The 18232-nt window shown below is 57.9% G+C and carries 18 protein-coding genes and 1 pseudogene; 3 read left to right on the plus strand and 16 right to left on the minus strand.

Annotated features, from left to right (window positions below; translation table 11 throughout):
* Nucleotides 1–19: 19 nt before the first annotated feature.
* From AC0V6Z_RS15805 to AC0V6Z_RS15845, 9 genes are all read right to left on the minus strand, one after another.
* Nucleotides 20–394, minus strand: coding sequence for a hypothetical protein (locus AC0V6Z_RS15805; RefSeq protein WP_472639345.1), 375 nt, complete (start codon nucleotides 392–394; stop codon nucleotides 20–22).
* Nucleotides 328–1074: a hypothetical protein gene (locus tag AC0V6Z_RS15810; RefSeq protein WP_472639346.1), complete on the minus strand. Its 747-nt coding sequence runs from the start codon at nucleotides 1072–1074 to the stop codon at nucleotides 328–330. Before AC0V6Z_RS15810 ends, AC0V6Z_RS15805 begins: the two co-directional genes overlap by 67 nt.
* Nucleotides 1071–2261: a parallel beta-helix domain-containing protein gene (locus AC0V6Z_RS15815; RefSeq protein WP_472639347.1), complete on the minus strand. Its 1191-nt coding sequence runs from the start codon at nucleotides 2259–2261 to the stop codon at nucleotides 1071–1073. The genes AC0V6Z_RS15810 and AC0V6Z_RS15815 overlap by 4 nt, the downstream gene beginning before the upstream one ends.
* A gap of 71 nt (nucleotides 2262–2332) precedes the next feature.
* A complete protein-coding gene (locus AC0V6Z_RS15820) occupies nucleotides 2333–2710 on the minus strand; it encodes a hypothetical protein (protein WP_472639348.1) in 378 nt (125 codons plus the stop codon).
* Nucleotides 2711–2716: 6 nt separating this feature from the next.
* On the minus strand, nucleotides 2717–4177 hold the full coding sequence (locus AC0V6Z_RS15825; RefSeq protein ID WP_472640939.1) for an NAD(P)(+) transhydrogenase (Re/Si-specific) subunit beta: 1461 nt from the start codon (nucleotides 4175–4177) through the stop codon (nucleotides 2717–2719).
* Between the two features lie 128 nt (nucleotides 4178–4305).
* Nucleotides 4306–4587 (minus strand): NAD(P) transhydrogenase subunit alpha part 2, encoded by a 282-nt coding sequence (locus AC0V6Z_RS15830; protein ID WP_472640940.1) that lies wholly within the window; start codon nucleotides 4585–4587, stop codon nucleotides 4306–4308.
* A gap of 247 nt (nucleotides 4588–4834) precedes the next feature.
* Entirely contained in the window at nucleotides 4835–5545 is a 711-nt protein-coding gene (locus tag AC0V6Z_RS15835; RefSeq protein ID WP_472639349.1) for a hypothetical protein, read from the minus strand.
* Nucleotides 5542–6663, minus strand: coding sequence for an NAD(P) transhydrogenase subunit alpha (locus AC0V6Z_RS15840; protein WP_472639350.1), 1122 nt, complete (start codon nucleotides 6661–6663; stop codon nucleotides 5542–5544). Before AC0V6Z_RS15840 ends, AC0V6Z_RS15835 begins: the two co-directional genes overlap by 4 nt.
* Nucleotides 6664–6672: 9 nt before the next feature.
* On the minus strand, nucleotides 6673–6795 hold the full coding sequence (locus tag AC0V6Z_RS15845; protein WP_472639351.1) for an aa3-type cytochrome c oxidase subunit IV: 123 nt from the start codon (nucleotides 6793–6795) through the stop codon (nucleotides 6673–6675).
* A gap of 265 nt (nucleotides 6796–7060) precedes the next feature.
* Here AC0V6Z_RS15845 and AC0V6Z_RS15850 point away from each other — a divergent pair.
* Nucleotides 7061–8481: pseudogene (locus AC0V6Z_RS15850) on the plus strand (sigma-54-dependent transcriptional regulator).
* Nucleotides 8482–8619: 138 nt separating this feature from the next.
* Complete coding sequence (locus AC0V6Z_RS15855; RefSeq protein WP_472639352.1) at nucleotides 8620–9399, plus strand: SDR family NAD(P)-dependent oxidoreductase; 780 nt, start codon at nucleotides 8620–8622, stop codon at nucleotides 9397–9399.
* 39 nt (nucleotides 9400–9438) lie between these two features.
* On the opposite strand, the gene AC0V6Z_RS15860 is transcribed toward AC0V6Z_RS15855, so the two are convergent.
* From AC0V6Z_RS15860 to AC0V6Z_RS15890, 7 genes are all read right to left on the minus strand, one after another.
* Nucleotides 9439–10611: an alkaline phosphatase D family protein gene (locus AC0V6Z_RS15860; protein ID WP_472639353.1), complete on the minus strand. Its 1173-nt coding sequence runs from the start codon at nucleotides 10609–10611 to the stop codon at nucleotides 9439–9441.
* Nucleotides 10612–10759: 148 nt separating this feature from the next.
* A complete protein-coding gene (locus AC0V6Z_RS15865) occupies nucleotides 10760–11533 on the minus strand; it encodes an outer membrane protein (protein WP_472639354.1) in 774 nt (257 codons plus the stop codon).
* A 121-nt stretch (nucleotides 11534–11654) separates the two neighbouring features.
* Entirely contained in the window at nucleotides 11655–12770 is a 1116-nt protein-coding gene (folP, locus tag AC0V6Z_RS15870; RefSeq protein WP_472639355.1) for a dihydropteroate synthase, read from the minus strand.
* A gap of 129 nt (nucleotides 12771–12899) precedes the next feature.
* Nucleotides 12900–13673: an outer membrane protein gene (locus AC0V6Z_RS15875; RefSeq protein ID WP_472639356.1), complete on the minus strand. Its 774-nt coding sequence runs from the start codon at nucleotides 13671–13673 to the stop codon at nucleotides 12900–12902.
* 97 nt (nucleotides 13674–13770) lie between these two features.
* Nucleotides 13771–14946, minus strand: coding sequence for a site-specific DNA-methyltransferase (locus AC0V6Z_RS15880; RefSeq protein ID WP_472640941.1), 1176 nt, complete (start codon nucleotides 14944–14946; stop codon nucleotides 13771–13773).
* A gap of 237 nt (nucleotides 14947–15183) precedes the next feature.
* A complete protein-coding gene (locus tag AC0V6Z_RS15885; RefSeq protein ID WP_472639357.1) occupies nucleotides 15184–16107 on the minus strand; it encodes a calcium/sodium antiporter in 924 nt (307 codons plus the stop codon).
* 189 nt (nucleotides 16108–16296) lie between these two features.
* Entirely contained in the window at nucleotides 16297–16947 is a 651-nt protein-coding gene (locus AC0V6Z_RS15890; RefSeq protein ID WP_472640942.1) for a ribonuclease HII, read from the minus strand.
* Here AC0V6Z_RS15890 and AC0V6Z_RS15895 point away from each other — a divergent pair.
* Nucleotides 16946–18109, plus strand: a complete 1164-nt coding sequence (locus tag AC0V6Z_RS15895) for a PQQ-dependent sugar dehydrogenase (RefSeq protein WP_472639358.1) — start codon at nucleotides 16946–16948, stop codon at nucleotides 18107–18109. The two genes, AC0V6Z_RS15890 and AC0V6Z_RS15895, sit on opposite strands and share 2 nt — an antisense overlap.
* Nucleotides 18110–18232: the final 123 nt, after the last annotated feature.

Genomic DNA, 18232 nt, shown 5'->3' on the forward strand with positions numbered 1-18232 from the left:
TTCCTATGTTGTGAGCGGCTTATTGCGCGGACGGCGGCGCGGGCATCTCTTCGATCCATTGGCGGATCACGGCAAGACCTTCGGCATCAATGGTCGATTTGCCCAGCTCCGGCATGGCAACGCCGGGATCGACCGAGTTCATCCGGTGGACGAGGATCGATTTATCCGGTGCGCCCGGCTCAATCGAAACCAGTAGCCCCCCTGCCCCGCGTCCCGCCGCGACCGGCGGCTTACGGATACCCAGAGCGTGGCTGTCGTCTTGTTCCCAGCGCAGATCGAGCCCGGAATTTGACGCCATGCCGCCAGGCTGATGGCAATGCGCGCAGTTCACATCGAGATAGGCGCGGGCACGCGCATCGACACTCGAATGTTCGATGTCATTCCAGTCGGGCATACGTCAAGCCGTACGGCAACAGCCGGACCGAACGGTAAATCTGCTGTATCAAGGCCAAGATCACCGGTGCGTATGGCAATAGCTAGCCAACTTAGCGGAAGGTTTCGCACCTTCGGACCGATCGGCGTGACCTCGCCATCTTTCACATGACATTGCTTGCATTGGTTCTTGTTGGGCACACGGTATGAGATATTCTCGTCAGTGGGCGTCGTCACCGGGATTCGCGCGCCCGCCACCGCCAACCGCGCATCGGTCTGTTCCTCGTTCCAAACATAAGGCAGAGCGACCCAGCCCTCTGCCCGGTGCAGCAACACGCGCGTTTCAATAAGACGGCGGTCCCCGCCCTCACCAAAGGCAAAGGTTTTAATCAGCGCGCTGCCCACGGGAAATTCGAGCAGCCCATCGCCGTTCGCCTGAATCGTTTCGCCGTGGGGGACATAGGCAAAGCGCAGCTTATCCGCGCTGTCAGAATAGAGCGGAGTGTTGAGTTCATAAGCGACTGCACTCAGCGATTCCTGCGACCGTGGCCGGTAGAAAAAGCCAAACTCGGAGAGCTTCTTTGGCATCCCTTCCATGATCGCCAGATTATTGACTGACACCGGCGTGCGTGCCTCCGAATGAGAGACCGCGCCCGCCAGCGCAAGTGAGGCCAGACCTAAAAGGATGCCCCCGCGGATCACTTAAGCCGGGCCTCCATGCCTTCAGGCAGAGCAACCGGATCATTCGTCCATGTGGAGGTGATTGGAACGGGAGGTAGCAAACTCGGTTGAGCTTCACTGAAGGGTTGACCAACTTTGGTAAGGCCCAAGGTCAGGATCGGCACATTATCGCCTCGTCCCAGGCCCTGATGCAGGCCATCAGTGAGTATCGGAGGTAACGTGCCTCCCATGGCGGCAGCTATCAAATCACCCCCGGCGAAATCTGGTGCATTGCCGCCCGATCCATAGATATTGCCTCGCACCTCCACCTGCACAGGGCGCGGTTGGTAACGGTCGTCATCAAATTCTTGCGTATAAGCGACCAGCATCACATGGCTGGTCGAATTGTTGACGAGTGCATTGTCGAGCACTTGCACCTTGGTATTTGCCATCACCATCACTCCCGTGCCCGCAGGGACGTTCGCGACGATATTGCCTTCGGGCGCAAAATTGTCGGTGTTGTTGTCGATCACCGCATTGCGGGCGACCAGCACATTGCCGCCGCCGACCTTAGGTAGGCCAGGCAGATCAAACACCAGAATGCCGCCGGTGTTCCTGGTCGCGAGGTTCTCAGTCACCTCAGCGAAATTGCTGTTCTCGATCTCGATCCCGGCGACATTTTCCACCACGCGGTTGCGGCGCACGATGATGTTTTCAGATTGCCCAACATAAATGCCCGCATCCGATGCCCCGCGAATATAGCTGTCTTGCACCAGTACATTGCTCGCCTCGACCGGGTAAATGCCATAGGCGCCATTGCTGGCGTCCGGGCCATTCGTCCATTCCACCCGGATCGCGTGGTAGATGATCTGATCCGCGCCCTTGGATTTGATCCCGTCTCCCTTGGCGTTCTCGATCCCGAAATCGCGCAAGGTGACATCGTCAGACGTCACCAGCAGGCCTTCACCCGCGCCCTCTTGCGTCGTGAAATCGAGCACGCTCGCGTCCATCCCTGCGCCGCGCAAAGTTACCCCATCGACATCCAGACTGAGGCCATCGGTCAGCGCATAGCGGCCTGCGGCAAGCACAATCTCATCGCCCGGTTCAGCTAGGATCAGCGCCTCTTGCAAGCGCTCTTGAGCGCCCTCGCCCGGCTCAATAGTGTGCGTCTCTGCCCAAGCTGGCGCAGCTGATGCAAGCAGCAATGCCGCAGCGGTCAATCTGATCATATGTGGTCTCCCTATATCGCGCAGTGTGGCGCAAGAGGGGGCGTTATTGCAAGCGGGAGAATTGTGCGGAGCTAAAGGCCCAGCTCTGCACCAATCGCATCACGCAGGGAGCCGAGACCGCATGTCGTGCCGGTTCCAACCAGCACCCGCACAGCTTCATCATCGTCAACCCGGCGCAGCCGCGCCAACGTCTCAGCCGGACTGGTGGGCAAACTCCCCTCACCCTCTTCAGGTGCCAGACGTTCCAGCTTTCTCAGCTGACTTATACTCAGCCGGTCTGTCATTTTCGGAGCCATGCATGAGGCAAGGCTTGCAGGAACGCGATTATCGAGCAGCGCTTGCTCCACCCGCTCCTCGGTCACCTGTTCTAGCAAGCCGTCTTCGCGCAGCACGAAATAGATGCCAACGCCACTAGCGAGCACAAGCAAGAGAACAATGATCCGTTTCATCGCGGCCTAGTCCAGCGCCTTCACGATCTCTTCGACCATCTTCTTCGCGTCCGACAGCAGCATCATCGTTTGATCCATGTAGAACACATCATTATCGACCCCGGCATAGCCGACCCCGCCCATGCTGCGCTTGATGAAGAACACCTGCTTCGCCTTGTCGACGTCAAACACAGGCATGCCATAGATCGGGGAGCTCTTGTCGGTTTTCGCCGCCGGATTCACCACGTCGTTTGCGCCGATGATGAAGGCGACATCGGCCTGGGCAAATTCGCTGTTGATGTCTTCCAGTTCGAACACTTCATCATAGGGGACGTTCGCCTCGGCCAGCAGCACATTCATGTGCCCCGGCATCCGCCCGGCAACCGGGTGGATCGCATATTTCACCTCGACGCCCTTTTCCTTCAGCGTATCGGCCATCTCGCGCAGCACGTGCTGTGCCTGAGCCACCGCCATGCCGTAACCGGGAATGATGATGACCTTTTCCGCCTGCTCCAGCATGAAGGCCGCGTCATCTGCGCTGCCTTGCTTGTAAGGGCGCTGCTCGCGCGCCTCACCATCGCCGCCGCCAGAGCTGTCCGCGCCAAAGCCGCCCGCGATCACGCTGATGAAGCTGCGGTTCATGGCCTTGCACATGATGTAGCTGAGAATTGCGCCCGAGGAGCCAACCAAAGCGCCGGTGATGATCATCGCCGTGTTGCCCAATGTGAAGCCCATCGCCGCTGCCGCCCAGCCGGAATAGCTGTTCAGCATGGAAACGACGACCGGCATATCCGCGCCGCCAATTGGGATGATCAGCAGGAAGCCAATGATGAAGGCGAGGATAGTGATAGCGATGATCATCTGCCCTTGGCCAGCGCCTGCCTCAGTCGACATGGCGTAGTAGGCAATCAGGCCAAGGATCGCGGCCAAAGTGCCGAGATTGATCACGTGCCGCCCAGGCAGCATGATTGGCGATCCGCTCATCCGGCCGGAGAGTTTAAGGAAGGCAATGACCGAGCCTGAGAAGGTGATCGCACCAATCGCGATGCCCAGGCCCAGCTCAATCCGGCTGACGACCAGGATTTGCCCGGCGCCGTCCGTGATCCCGAAACTGGCCGGGTCTAGCCATGCGGCAAGGCCCACGACAACGGCGGCCAAACCGACCAGCGAGTGAAAGCCCGCGACCAGTTCTGGCATGGCCGTCATGGCGATTTTGCGCGCGACGGTGACGCCGATAATCCCGCCGAGGAACATCGCAATGCCGATCTCTGGCAAAGAGGCAATGCTATGCGTCACCAAGGTGGTGACGACTGCAATCAGCATGCCGAGCATGCCATAACGGTTGCCCGCGCGGCTCGTCGCTGGGCTGGACAGCCCGCGCAATGCTAGGATGAAGAACACGCCGGAAATGAGATAGGCGAGCATCGCCCAGGCTGGGGTTCCGGTGTCGCCTGTGGCCGCGTGCGCCGGGGTCGCAGAAAAGAACATCGTCATCGCGAGGAGCGAAGTGACGAAGCGATCCATCGACCGACCGAAAAGCCGTAAGAGCAGGTGATGGATTGCCGCAGCGACTGCGTCGCCTCGCAATGACGAAAAAGGAGTTGAAGTGTACATCCTCACTTCTCCTTCTTTTTATACATGGCGAGCATTCGCTCCGTCACGGCAAAGCCGCCGAAGATGTTGATGCTGGCCAGAACCACGCCGAACAGGCCGAGATATTTCGCCGTAGGACTGCCCGCCTCAGCCGCCGCGATCAGCGCGCCGACGATAATCACTGAAGAGATCGCATTGGTTACCGCCATCAACGGGGTGTGCAGCGCCGGGGTAACCGACCAGACAACGTAATAGCCCACAAAACAGGCCAAAACGAAGATCGATAGGATTGAGATAAAGTCCATCAATTTGCCTCTCTCGGCCAGTTCGCGGAAGTGGTCCTCCATCCGGCCCATAAACTTATTTACGACGCGCGCGTTCATGTCGTCCATGCGTTGCTGCTCTTCTTCTGCCAACTCATGACACACGATATGGACATCAGATCGCAGATCAACGCCAGCGCGAACATCGCCGAGAGTTTGGGGATGACTCTCCGCCTCGGATGACATTGCTGCGAGGGACAGCAACAGTGGTAAGAAAAAGCCCATTGCATCAATTCGAATGAATGACTGTCATGGGAACCCATCGCCCACCGCTAGTATCAATACTTAGTGAAGCGGTTTTGTCATCGCGGATCAAAATTATGTACCGATAAGGTCCAAAAAATAGATATTGCACTATCGTATCGTGAGAATACCTCTTCGACATAAAACAATCGAGCTCAAAACCATCATCTAACTCGATATCGATGCAGAACTCAGATGAGTGCTTTCTAATATAATATGGCCGTAGGTTCAGACTACCTACCGCTTCCAGTCGGTCGTACTTAATAGGTTCGGTTAGTGTTTTTCTTTTCCGCTTATCTGTGAAAAGACCGTGTGGGCTCTTGGAGAAGTACTCAAAAAAACCATCTTCGTCCAAATCAGCGAGGCAATTGTAAATTTCTCCACTCCTCATTTGACAATATGAGGACGGAACACTTGCGGCCAAGTCAGTGAAAAATCCGATAAGTTTCGTATCCTTGCGTAAAACACGTCGGCCTTTGCGCGTGAACACATCCGAAGCAACTTTCACTATGTTGGCACTTTTGACACCCATGAGCTGAAGTGTTGTTTTTTTATCTAAGTATTTATCCGTCCTTTTCTCAATCCTTTGCTGCACTTCCCACCGTGAAAAAAATTCATTGGCTGGGGAAGCGGACGACAAACTACTAATTGGCAAAAAAAGAGCGCAGGCTGCCAAAGGATAAAGTGCCTTTTTCACCCCTGAAGCCTCTCGTTCACGACCTTGCCGCTCTGCGTCAGGCGGATCGCATCACCGATTTCGTCGTCGAGCTCGGGCTTGCCCGCTTCCTTGTCCCAGAAGGCGCTGAGGAAGTTAAAGTGGTTGCGCGCAAACAGGGCCGAGGCATCGGCGGGCAATTGCGCAGGCGTGTTGGCATAGCCGATGATTTTGACGCCGTGCTTCTCGACGGTCTCATCAGGCTTGGAGCCCTCAACATTGCCGCCTTGCGCCACTGCGAGGTCGAAGATTACGCTGCCCGGCTTCATTGTCGCGATTTGCGCGTCCGTTATCAGCACCGGCGCTGCGCGTCCGGGGATCAGCGCGGTGGTGATCACAATGTCCTGTTTCGCGATGTGCTCTGAGACGAGTTTGGCCTGAGCCGCCTTGTACTCATCGCTCATTTCCGTGGCGTATCCGCCCGAGCCTTCGCCCTCAATTCCGGCCACATCTTCGACAAAAATCGCTTTTGCACCAAGGCTTTCAATCTGTTCCTTAGTAGCGGATCTGACGTCGGTTGCCGACACTTGCGCGCCCAGCCGCCGCGCGGTTGCAATCGCTTGGAGACCAGCAACGCCGACGCCCATTACGAACGCCTTCGCCGCCTGAACCGTGCCCGCCGCCGTCATCATCATCGGAAAGGCGCGGCCATAGGTGTCCGCCGCCGCCAGCACCGCTTTATAACCCGACAGGTTCGATTGGCTGGAGAGCACATCCATGCTCTGCGCGCGGGTGATGCGCGGCATGAACTCCATGGCTAACGCCTCCAGCCCGGCAGCGGCATAGGCCTCTACCCGAGCTGTATCGCTGAACGGGTCAAACAGCGCCGCGACCCACGCGCCTGATTTCGCGCCTTTCAGCGCTTTTGCATCAGGCGCTTGAATACCCAAAACGATGTCCGCATCTTTGACCGTGGCGGACGCTTTGCCGACGCTGGCGCCAGCTTCTGCAAACGCCTCGTCCGTAATGGAGGCATGCAGTCCCGCCCCGCTTTCGATCGCCACTTCGTTGCCTAAGCCAATGAACTTTTTGACTGTTTCCGGTGTCGCGGCAACACGCGTTTCACCGGCGGCTTGCTCCTTAAGAACAGCGATCTTCATGCAAGCGTCCTATTCAGCGATCATCAAGATGACGAACAGAGTAATCACGCAAATCAGGGGAACGGTCCATTTCAGCGAAGCAATGAAGCTGTCATAGGTTGATTTAGCATGGTCCATATCGTTGGTTGCCATCGCGCATATTCCTTCAAATCTTTGTCTAATCTCACAAAAACCCACTGCGTGAGACATTCTGAATATGCCCTATCGAAGCGCGGGGACAAGCTCAAGTCCGCGCAATTGCGGGGGGCGGGAAAAGCACGATTGAACGCTATGGTTAGGGAATTTGCGAAAGGAACATCGAACAGCCTTAATCGGGTCTTTACCCCTGCTCGCTATGGCGGTTGCTCAATTGACCTTGGGGGAAGGCCCTCAAGGCGTTTTGGGATGGTAAACGTCGATGTCCGAACTGGAAACGCGCCTGGTAATGCTGATTGATGACGAGCTAGGCGCAAAGCCGCTTGATCTCAGCTATTGCGGCGCGTGAAGGCTGGCGGATTATCGTTGCGAGCGACGCGGAAGAAGCGATCGCCATTCTGGGCACGCGTGAGGGCATGCAATTGTCCGCAATTCTGCTGGATCAGTGGGTACCCGGCGATGATGCCTGCGCTCTTATCCAAGAGTTGAAGTCGCGCCGCCCCGCCCTGCCGATCCTGATGTTAACGACCAGCGCCTCGCCGCTGCTGGCCGTGGAGGCCATGCGCGCAGGCGCAAGCGATTACCTGGTCAAACCGGTTTCACCCGACCGCCTGATGGAGGCGCTGCGCAGCGTCACCACCCGCGAAACTCCGAAAAAAGAGCTCGCCCCGCTTACCGAGAAAATGTCGGCAACGCTCGATTTCGATGCGATGATCGGCACAGCGCCAAAATTCCGCACCGCTTTGGCTCAGGCTGCCAAGGCCGCGCGCGGCCATGGCCATGTCCTGATCGAAGGCGAAAGCGGCACCGGCAAGGAAATGCTGATGCGCGCGATGCACGCCGCCAGCCCGCGCAGCAAAGCGCCACTGCGCGTGATCAACATCGGCAGTGTGCCGCCCAATTCGGTCGAATCTTTACTGTTCGGGCATGAGCCAGACGCCTTTCCCGGCGCGTTTGATCGCCAGATTGGCGCGATGCAGCATTGCGACGGGGGTACGCTGCTGCTCGATGAGGTCGACCGCCTGCCCAATGAAATGCAGGCCCGCTTAGCTGAAACGCTGGAGAGTGGGATCGTCCGCCCGGTTGGCGCAGCCCACGGTTTCCACGTCGATGTCCGCCTGCTGTCAGCAAGCAATTACTCGCTTGAGCGGTTGACCAAGACCAAGCATTTTGACCAGAAACTGGCCAATAAGTTGGGCGGGACCAAGATCGAACTGCCGCCGCTGCGCGAGCGGACAGGTGATATTTCAGCCCTGACCCGGCATTTCCTCACCCGCATTGGCGAACAGCCCGGCCTCAACCACCTCTCGATTAGTGACAGCGCGCTAACTTTGCTCGCAGCGTTCGATTGGCCTGGTAACGTCCGGCAATTGCAATCCGTCCTATTCCGCGCGGCGGTCTATTGCGAAGATCAAACACTCACCGCTGACAGCTTCCCTCAGCTCTCCGAAATGCTGGGCGAGCTGGAACAACTCACCTCGCCTCAGCATGAAGGCGTAGGCGTGATGCTCTACACCGAGGACGGCAATCTGCGGCCACTCGAAGAGATTGAGGCTGACGTTATTCGCCTCGCCATCGGCCATTATCGCGGCCGCATGACCGAGGTTGCGCGCCGAGCTTGGGATTGGCCGCTCTACATTGTATCGCAAGCTGTCCGATCTTGGGATCGACAACGCCGCTTAATCGGCCTACACGTCGGTCACCAATTGGGAGTAAGATACATGGGCAAGCGCAACCGCTAACTAGCGGCAAATATGCGACACGAGACAGGCGGCCAGTGGCTGAGCCTGTGCCCATATATTATCCACCCTGAGGTAACTCATGCAAAAATTGAAGAATATGCGCTGCGTCGTAACTGGCGGAGCTCAAGGTATCGGCTATGCTGTTTGCGCTGCATTCAAAGCGGAAGGTGCAGCGGTGCTGCTAACCGATATTGACGAAGCAAAAGGCAGGGCCGCAGCAACCAAGATTGGTTGTGACTTTGCTGTTCTGGATGTGCGCGAAGAGGGCGATTGGGCGGCGCTCGAACAAAGCTGGCCGCAGATCGATGTGCTGGTCAACAATGCCGGGATCACTGGCTTTGAAGAAAGCGCAAACCCACACGATCCCGAAAACGCCTCACTTGCAGACTGGCGTGCGGTACATGCCGTCAACACTGACGGCACATTCCTTGGCTGCCGCTACGCCTTGCGGGCAATGAAGGCTGCGGCGCGTGGCTCAATCATCAATATGTCATCGCGATCGGGCCTGGTCGGCATTCCCGGCGCATCGGCCTATGCTGCGTCGAAGGCTGCGATCCGTAACCACAGCAAATCAGTGGCGCTCTATGCGGCGCAAAATGACTGGCAGATCCGCTGCAATTCCATCCATCCTGCTGCGATCCTCACTCCGATTTGGGAGCCAATGCTGGGCGATGGACCAGATCGCGATGCGAAGATGGCGGCATTGGTCGCTGACACCCCGCTCAAACGCTTCGGCACGCCTGAGGAAGTCGCGGCCATATGCGTCTTTCTAGCCAGCGATGACAGCGCCTATATGACTGGCGCAGAGCTTATGCTTGACGGCGGATTGCTCGCTGGATCCGCCGCCTCTCCGGGTTGAACAAGAGGTCCCATAGTCGTGATGCAGGCAGTACGCTGACTACCAGCTGACCGTCTGCGTCACGCGGGTCTCACCCTCGCTGCCGCGCATGCTCATGGTGAAGCTCTTCGCGTCCCAGTCGATCTCGACCAGGCCGAAGTTCTCTTCAGAGATGAAGTCCGTGATACGCTTCGCATCGGGTTCACGCGCAGTGTTGCGCTCCGTGCTGGAGAACGAATAGTTCATCGAGGAGCTGGTCAGCTCCCACAATTGCTCGCCCGCTTCCGCCGGAGTGTCGCGGTAAATACCGCCTGCATGCCGATCACCAGACAGCATCACAACGCCGCTTTCTTCGCGGTTCGCCAGCATGGAATAGAGCTTGGCTCGCTCCAGCGGTAGCGCCTCCCAGCTTTCGTAATTGTGCGCATCGGTGATCACTTGGATCGAAGATACCACCAGCCGCAGGTCGGCTGGCTTGGCCAGCTCTGCGGCGAGCCATTGCCACTGCGCATCGCCAAGCATGGTCTTGCTGGCATCATTACTCGGCACATAGGGGCCAAGTGGCGGGCGCTCTGGCGAATAGGCCATCGCGTCAAAGTCTGACCGGAAAAAGCGCGTATCGAGCATGATGATCTGCACGCGCTTGCCATCTGCGCCAAACATGCGGCTTTCATAGATCCCTGGGCGCGATTTCACTTCATCGGAGGATCCCCAAAAGGTTTCGAAAATCGTCTCTGACCAACCGCGGAACGCAAAGTTTGCGCCGCCATCGTTGAAGCCAAAATCATGATCATCCCAGGTGATCATCATCGGCACCTTGGTGCGAAATTCAGTCAGCTCCGGTGTCTCTGCCTGTAATTGATAGGCAGCGCGCAGAGTGCTGAGCGAAGCGTCACCTTTCCAAAATTGATCGCCGTAATTGTTGTCGCCAATAAACAGAAACAGATCGGGGTTCGCCGCCGCAATTTGCGCCCACATATGTTGACTGCGCGATTGGTGATTGCAGCTACCAAAGGCGATCCGCGTAATCACGCTGTCCGGCAAGAGCGACACATTCGCGGGCGCCACGGGCAGATCGATCTTCGACTGGAGTTTCGCGTAATATGGCGCAAGCAGCTCATCCGCGCTCAGAGCGACCTCGGTCTCTCCGTCAGCGTGGCCATTTCCGTCAGCCAGCGCGGGCGAGGCCACTGAAACAAGCAATCCGGCGATGAAGGGCGAGAATACGCGCATAGGTAAGCTCCACAATGGCAATCTGAATCGTCAAATGGGCGCTTGCCATGACCTTTCTATGACACGCAAACAAAATCCCCCTCCGGCCAGGGCCAGAGAGGGATTTTGTGGTGTTTGATTCGCCAACAAATGGCGATGGGGTCAACGCTCAGAAACGGTAGCGGATACCAGCGAGCAGGCTGACCGTTTCAAAACGGCCACTCACATCAGAGTTAAAATCGTTCGCGCCGCCAGCAACAAAGGTCCGCTCAAAATCGAGGCCGGATACGCGCTGATAACGCAGGCGTGTCTGAAGTTCGATATTGTCAGTGAGGACAAACTGAACGCCCAAATTGCTTTGCAATGAGAGGCCTGTGTCTGACCCTGTCACCGCGAATGTTGGCGCGGTCGCAACGCCATTGTTCGGGAAATAGGTGGCATTGGAGTCCACTTCGGCAACGCCGATGCCGCCGCCCCAGAACGGGATAACCTTCTGGTTATCTGACCACCGAACATCTGACTGGTAATTGATCGAGAAGGTGTTGACCTCGGTCTCGCCTCCGAAAGTCTGGCTGCCTCCGTTGAAGCTGCCGTCGCTCACATCGGCTTCGGCATAGGAATATTCAACTTCAACGCTTGGTTGGAAAAGGCCGAAAATACGCCTTGGAATGCGGTAGCCAACAGCAACCGTGCCGACAAAGCCTTCGTCAGATTCCACCTCTACACTGGCGGGCGCGCCAGCGACACCCGGCGAGGCGCCTTGCGGGTCCTGGATACCGGTAAACGTTTCATCACTCGGCGAGGTCACGCCAGCTTGAAGTGACACATATGGACCCCCTTCTGGATCGAAATCATTCGCCTGAGCAGCAGCGGGTGCAGCAAGCACAAAAACGGGAAGAGCCAGCGCGATGGCAAGCGTGCGGGGGGCGGTTAAGAGCGTCATTTTCGGGGGCATCCATTTATCAAAGGGGGTACCGGCCCTTTCGCGCCCCTTCCTTAAGTGGTTACACAAACCCAGGAATATTATTCTGTAGCTGGCAAATTTTCATGCCTGCAACGGGCCGTTACAACGGCGGTAAATGCGCAAAATCCGTCAGCGCCGCATCGCGCATCCCGCGCCAGGCATTGCGCGCTTGAACCGTCTCAGCAACATCATGAACGCGTAGGATATGCACACCCGCATTCATGCCCAGCGTCGCCAGCGCAATCGATCCACCAAGCCGTTCATGAGCGGCTGCCTCATTAGACAGTGCGCCGATCATCCGCTTGCGGCTGACTCCCAGCAAGATTGGCGAACCCAGCGCATGGAACAGTGGTAACGCATTCAGCAAAGCGAGATTTTCAGCCAGGCTTTTGCCAAACCCGATGCCGGGATCGAGGATGATCTTATCCTCTGCAATACCAGCTGCAATGGCGTTTGAGCGCACTTCGTTCAGGAAATCGAACACATCAAAAACGACATCCGTGTAAGTGCCGCCTTCGTGCAAGTCCTCGCCGCTGCCGGGTGCATGCATCAAGATCACTGGACAGCGAGCGCCCGCCACCAATTCGGCGGTGCGCGGGTCATAGCGCATGGCCGAGACGTCGTTCGCGGCATGTGCGCCAGCGGCCAGCGCCGCCTCCAGCACGCCCGCTCTGCGTGTATCAACGGTGATCGCCGCACCCATACTGGCGCAATATTCCACCGCGGGCAGGACGCGGTCTTTCTCGTCCCCCTCCCACGTCGCGGCGGCGCCTGGGCGGGTGCTTTCCCCGCCAATATCGATGATGCTCGCACCCGCTTCGAGCATAGCGGAGGCATGGGCGCGGCCCACATCCGGCTTTTCCAGAAACTCGCCGCCGTCTGAAAAACTGTCAGGCGTAACATTGAGAATGCCCAAAACCTGCGGCTGATCGAGACGGATTGTACGCTCGCCCAGCTCCAAGGGCGCATGAACCTTTTGCAGGTTTGCCCATTGCCCGCGCGCCGCAACCTCCAGCTCACCGCCGAGCTGCGTAAAGGCTTCCTCCGCCTCTCGCATACCGAACAGATGCCGTGCCGTGACCTTGCCGTCCTTGCGAACCACACAGGCAAAGCGGCTGGCATAGACCATCGAACCGGCAAGCTGGATCGCGGCCCCATCGTTGTGCTGAGGACCCGGCGCAAAGCCGATCGGGCAGATATAAACGCTCTCACTCATAACCAGCAGGACTAGGCGGCAAATCGCTTAGCGGGAAGCCTTTGCGCGTCCCCAGCACACAAAAAAGGGGCCATGCCTGCTGGCACGGCCCCTCTCCCGAGAATGATTGGCGATTATTCGCCGCCGAACTTAAACCTCACGCTCGGCCGAGACAATGGATTGCTCTGACTCGATACCCAGGGTTGCTGGAACCAGGTTCAGCTCCACATCGCTGTCCTCTGTGGTGGCGCGGTAGGTGTATTGGCCGAACATCTCGGCACGCGGTGAGAGCGCAAAGCTCGCGCCAGCCATTAGCTGATAAGCAAAGCCGCCATCGTCATCATTGGCAACATCTACGCCCGAGGGTGAGAATTCTGCATCGACCCATTGGTAGCCAAGGCCTGCGCCAATATAGGGCTTGAACGACCCGCCGGTGCTGATGTCGTAAAAGACATTACCGAACACACCGAAATTGCTGACATCGCCCTGGCCATCGGCGATCACTGCGCCAACGGTTGGGTTTGCCGGATCGGCGGCGGCGCGGGTCAGAACAGCAACGTCAACGCCGTCAATGTCTGTGCCGTCCACCGTCAGGCCAGAATGGCCCGATACGTCATATTCGGAATAGGCCCCTTCGAGCTCTACGCGGAAGCCATTTTCAAAGGCGTATCCAACCTGCCCGCTCAGCGCGAGGCCATTGTCGAACTGCGTGTTCCATTCCAGCGGCGTTTCAGCAGCAATCGCGTCAAAATCAGCGGTGGCCGCGACATCGGCATCAAATTCTCCGGAGTTTTGGCTGTCACTGGGCAGGCTGATCCCGCCGCTGACGCCAACATAAGGCCCCTCGGCCAAAGCCGTAGAGGGAACCGCAAGTACGCCAAGTGCCGCACCGGTAAAAGTGATGTATTTAAAGGACTTTGTCATGATTTCCTCGAATTAGGTTACGCCCCCGAACACGCAAAATCGCGCTGGAAACATGAACCTAAGCTGCGGAAATCTGGTGCCTTGCGGCGAGTTGCCTTTAGTCTTCGTTAGCCAGCAAGAAGCGTTGCCTGGCTGCGTCGATTGGATTCACATCCGCGCCATCGTCAAAGTACCAGAAGGTCCAGCCATTGCAGCTGGGGGCCTCTTGCAGTTCCTTGCCAAGCCCGTGGATCGAACCGATCTGTTTGCCCTTTGCACCGTCCAGCTCCAGCGAGCCATCGGCGCGCACGGTCGCGATCCAGCGACGTTTCTTGTCGAACACCTTCGTGCCCGGTTTGATGTAGCCATTTTCCACCAAAGCCCCGAAGGCGACGCGCGGCGCGGCCTTCTTGCTTTGCATGGTCTCAATCACGCTTTCGTCCAGCGGCAGTTCTTTTTCGATCCGTTTCATCGCGACGCCGCGATAGAAATCCTCGCGCTCGCACCCGATCCACTGGCGGCCAAGGCGTTTTGCCACCGCGCCGGTGGTGCCTGTGCCAAAGAACGGGTCGAGCACAACATCGCCCTTTTCCGTAGTCGCCAGCAGCACGCGGTAAAGCAGCGCCTCGGGCTTTTGCGTTGGGTGCGCTTTCTTGCCGTTTTCCTTCAGCCGTTCCTGCCCGGCACAGATCGGCATCACCCAATCGCTGCGCATTTGCAGCTCGTCATTGAGCGTTTTCATCGCGCGGTAATTGAACTGATAGCGGGCCTTTTCGCCCATGCTAGCCCAGATCAAAGTCTCGTGCGCATTGGTGAAACGCGTGCCCTTGAAATTCGGCATCGGATTGGTCTTGCGCCACACGATATCGTTGAGGATCCAAAAACCGAGATCCTGCAGGATTGAGCCGACGCGGAAGATATTGTGATAGCTGCCGATGACCCACAGGGCGCCGTCCGGCTTCAGCACGCGGCGCGCCTCGGTCAGCCAGTCGCGGGTGAATTTGTCATACAATTGGAAGCTGTCGAATTGGTCCCAGTGATCGGTGACGGCATCGACCTGACTGCCATCGGGGCGGTTGAGATCACCGCCCAATTGCAAATTGTAAGGCGGGTCGGCGAACACGCAATCGACGCTGTTATCGGGCAGCGAGCGCATGGCCTCTACACAATCGCCAGACAGTATCTGGCCAACCGGCACGTCAGCAGCGAGCGCGGCTTTCGATTTGCCCACCTGCCTCGGCGTTTTCGCAATTACTGTCCCTGCCCGCAATTTTGCGGTTTCCATCACACCCATCATTGTTCCCCGAACCGCGTCATAGCGCGCAAAGTTATCCACAGGGTGAGTCCAAGCGGACTCCACGTCAAGACAAACTTGATCGGCTTTTATGGTTAACAAGTAGTTAGCAGGGCAAGTTCACACGCGGAACGAAACAAGGCCCCACAAGATATGGAGTCTCGCGCGGCGACGAGGGGCCGAAATAGAGGGGGTGTGGCGCGAAAGACTCAAAACCTGTCTTTGCGCCAAACTAACTCACGTAAACACAAACACGACATTGCCGAAGAACGCGGCGAGCAGGATCAGGCCCATGGCCCGCCCGATCGACTTTGCGAACCACAATAGGCCGAGCAATGCGACCGCGCTGGCGATCAGCAGGCCCATTTGAACGCCCAGCAAATTTTCTGGCAGCGCAAATGGGGCGATACTCATCGTGACGCCGCCGATCAGCAGAATGTTGTAGATGTTTGAGCCGACGACATTGCCAATCGCGAGGCCTGGCTTGCCGCGCAAAGCCGCCGCAACGGATGCCGCAAGTTCGGGTAGAGAGGTGCCAAAGGCCACCACGGTGAGGCCAATCGCGGTCTCGCTGACGCCGAACAGCGTCGCCAGATCAATCGCGCCGGTCACCAAGATCTGGCCGCTGAACACCAAGACCGCGAGACCCACAACAAACAGGGCGGCGGCGACATAGCTGTTCTCTGGCGCGTCATCGTCATCATCGTCTTCCTGCGCCGCGCCGGGATAGCGATAACGCCAGACGATATAGCTGACGATGCCAACCAGCAGCGCAGCCCCGATCCAGCGTGCGCCGAGCTGAGAGTAGGCCAAGGCTGCAAGGCCAATCGTGGCGATCAAGGCGACCACGGCATCGCGCCGCCCGCCCCCGGTCAGCGCAATCGGCATCACCAGCGCGGTCGCGCCCAGAATCAGCAGAGTGTTTGCAAGGTTGGAGCCAACGATATTGCCCCAGGCAATGCCCGGCGATCCTTCAAGCGCGGCCTGAACGCTGGCGACCATTTCCGGCATGCTGGTGGCAAAACCAACGATCACTAAACCGGTGACCAGAGTGGAGATGCCGAGCTTTTGCGCAATGCCCACTGCACCGCGCACCAAGAGTTCACCGCCAATTGCCAGACCAACCAGGCCCGCAAGGCTCAAAAGAATCGCGTTCAACATCCGCGGCGCTTAAGCGAACCGCAGGAAACTTAAAAGCGAATAGAAATTTTGGAGAGAGCGGGTGGGTATATCTCAACAGCTACCTAGCTACCCGCTCCCTCCACCCTTCCACCCGGATTATCACGCCGGGTTACGATCCGGATGGAAGGGTGGAGGGAGCGGGTGGCTACAGCGCGCGTAACAGCGCGCTCAAAGCAAAGAAGCCTGAGCAACAGGTGCAAAACTGTAGCGGTGCAGCGGCGTCGGCCCGTGTTTGCGCAGCGCCTCCATATGCGCAGCCGAGCCGTAACCCTTGTTCTGCTCCCAGCCATATTCCGGGTATTCTTCCGCAGCCTCAATCATGATCCGGTCGCGCCATTCCTTCGCCACGATGGACGCAGCCGAAATCGCGGGCTCAATCCCGTCGCCGCCTACGATGGAGCGCGCGGGCCAGCGCCAGCCATCGCGCCTGCCCGCTGGCGTCATATTGCCATCGATAACCACCTCAGTGATGGTCTCAATCCCGCGCTCAGTCAGCGCCGAGCACAGCCGCGCGGTTGCATCCGTCATCGCCTGAAAGGTCGCTTGCAGGATATTGATCTCGTCAATCTGGGGCGGCTCAATCACGCCCACGGCCCAGGCGCAGCTCTCGCGAATTTCCAGATCAAGCCGAGCGCGTTTTTTCGGCGAAAGTACCTTGGAATCCGCCAAACCTTCAGGTGGTGACTTGCACAACACGACGGCTCCCGCCACTACCGGCCCAGCCAGCGGGCCCCGCCCCGCCTCATCAACACCAATTATGACCCCTGATTCCAAAAAATCCGGGGCACCAAATTCTGTTTTGGGAGTTCCAGAGACCATGATGAAATTTTCCAAGCTCGCTTTCGCCCTATCCCTCCCCGCATTCACGCTCGCAAGTTGCGGCAATGCAAATTCCGTGGACGAGACCGCCGCTGATGGCGCGGCCGATCCCACGAACGTCAGCTACACCGTCGAGCCGATGGGTGAATTCAGCGAACCCTGGGCAGTCGCCTTTGCCCCGGGCACAGACACCATCTTTCTGACCGAGAAGCCCGGCACCATGCGCGCGGTAGACACGGCCAGCGGCAAAGTGATGGAAGTTACCGGGATGCCAGAGGTTGCCTATGCTGGCCAAGGCGGCCTTGGCGACATTGCGTTCCTGCCATCGGAAACAGGCCTGGACAACCGCACAATCTATCTGAGCTGGGCCGAAGCAGGCAATGGTGGAAACACTGGCGCGGCAGTGGGACGCGGCACATTGTCTTGCGAGGCGGAGGCCTGCGCAGTTTCAGACCTTGAAGTGATCTGGCGACAGTCCCTTAAAACAGGCAAACGTGGTCACTATTCGCACCGCATTGCTGTTTCACCTGACGAGCAATTCCTGTTTATTTCCAGCGGCGACCGCCAAGAGCTGGAGCCTGCGCAGGACAAAACCAACAATTTGGGCACAGTCGTGCGCCTCAATCTCGATGGCACGTCAGCAGAGGGCAATCCTTTTGCCGATGAGGGCGAAGTGCAATCACAGATTTGGTCCTATGGCCATCGCAACGTCTTGGGCCTGGCGTTCGATCCTGATGGCCAATTGTGGGATCTAGAACACGGGCCAGCAGGCGGCGATGAGTTTAACAAGGTCACGCGCGGCACCAATTACGGCTGGCCAACGGTTTCCGACGGCGAGCATTACAATGGCAACCCGATCCCGAACCACTCGACCCGTCCCGAATTTCAGACCGCAGCGATTGGTTGGACCCCGGTGATCGCACCGGGTGACTTCCTATTTTATACTGGTGACGCCTTCCCAGCGTGGAAGGGTGATCCGCTGATGGTCGGCCTCGCCGCGCAAGGCATCGTGCATGTTGAAATTGATGGTGAAACCGCGAATGAAGTTGCGCGCCACAATTTCGACGCACGCATTCGCGGGATTGAGCAAGGCCCGGACGGTGCGATCTGGCTGATCGAAGACGGCGAAGGCGGCAAGCTGCTTAAGGTTTCGCCTAATTGAGTGGGCTTAGATCAGGACATACGTCCTCATCTTGCTTAACCAGCACGCGCCCTTGCGGTCGGCTATCACCCGCCGTGCTCCGCCACTTTGTCTGCTTGCTTGGCTTTGACAACCAAAACCCCT

Source organism: Erythrobacter sp. SN6-5 (assembly GCF_057364945.1).